This is a genomic window from Variovorax sp. 01T439_2, from assembly GCF_056398445.1.
Genome location: NZ_JBFTPJ010001256.1, coordinates 1 through 1,280, shown reverse-complemented (window position 1 = coordinate 1,280; position 1,280 = coordinate 1). Strand labels below are relative to the sequence as shown.

Genomic DNA, 1,280 nt, shown 5'->3' with positions numbered 1-1,280 from the left:
ATTCTTTGTGGACGGTGTACACAAACTTAGTTATTCCGTATGCGCGCAGGTCTCTGCGCATCCTTTCATCCTCAGTCCAAAGGAAACGCCATGAAAGTCCAGTCCTATCTGTCGTTCGAAGGCCGCTGCGACGAAGCGCTCGCGTTCTACAAGAAGGCGCTCGGCGCCGAAGTCGTGCAGCTCATGCGCTACAGCGAGGCGCCGCAGATGCCGCCCTCGTCCGATGCCGACGCCAGCTGCGGCGGCGGCGCGCCGGCGGCCGACAAGGTGATGCACGCGGTGGTGCGCATCGGCGAAACCGAGCTGATGGCCTCCGACGGCCGGTGCTCGGGCCAGCCGGAGTTCAAGGGCATCATGCTGGCCCTCACCGCCGCCACCGACGCCCAGGCGCGCCAGTGGTTCGATGCGCTGGCCGACGGCGGCCAGGTGATGCAGCCGCTGATCCCGACCTTCTTCAGCTCCAGCTTCGGCATGCTCACCGACCGTTTCGGCGTGGGCTGGCTGCTGGTGGTGCACGCCGGCCAGTAACCCGTCGCCGCGACGCCCGCTCCCGCTCCAGGAATACCTTCATGCTCAAGAAAATCGCCCTCGCCATCCTCGCGCTGATTGCGATCGTGCTCATCTACGCCGCCGTCCGCCCCGGCAGCTTTCGCGTCGAGCGCACGGCGCGCATCGCGGCGCCGGCCGAGAAGATCTTTCCGCTGATCAACGACTTCCACCGCTGGGGCGAGTGGTCGCCCTACGAGAAGCTGGACCCGGGCATGAAGCGCGCTTTCGGCGGGGCACCCGCCGGCCGGGGCGCGACCTACGCGTGGGAAGGCAACGACAAGGCGGGCGCGGGCCGCATGGAAATCGCCGAGTCCACGCCGGCTTCGAGGATCGCGATCCGGCTCGATTTCATCAAGCCCTTCGAAGCCCGCAACATGGCCGAGTTCACGCTGCAGCCGCAGGACGGCGCGACACAGGTGACCTGGGCCATGCACGGCCCGAGCCCCTACATCGCAAAGCTCATGGGCATCTTCTTCAACATGGACCAGATGATCGGCAAGGACTTCGAAACCGGCCTTGCCAACCTCAAGACGGCCTCCGAAAAATAACCCCCGAAAGGAAACACCATGTCTCCCATCCACGCCTACCTCACGTTCGACGGCAACGCGGCCGAGGCCATGCGCTTCTACGAGAAGACGCTCGGCGGCACCATGCAGATGATGATGACCGTCGGCGAAGCGCCCGGTACCGAGCAGATGCCGGCCGAGGCAAAGAATCGCATCATGCACGCG

Annotated in this window: 2 protein-coding genes; both read left to right on the top strand. The window is 65.2% G+C overall.

Annotation, left to right across the window (positions count from 1 at the left end; translation table 11 throughout):
• Positions 1–90: 90 nt before the first annotated feature.
• Positions 91–528 carry a VOC family protein gene (locus tag AC1DOC_RS34060; protein ID WP_018906694.1) on the top strand — a complete coding sequence of 146 codons (438 nt, stop codon included), beginning with the start codon at positions 91–93 and terminating at the stop codon, positions 526–528.
• 41 nt (positions 529–569) lie between these two features.
• Positions 570–1,097, top strand: a complete 528-nt coding sequence (locus AC1DOC_RS34055; RefSeq protein ID WP_478079696.1) for an SRPBCC family protein — start codon at positions 570–572, stop codon at positions 1,095–1,097.
• The last annotated feature ends 183 nt before the right edge of the window (positions 1,098–1,280 follow it).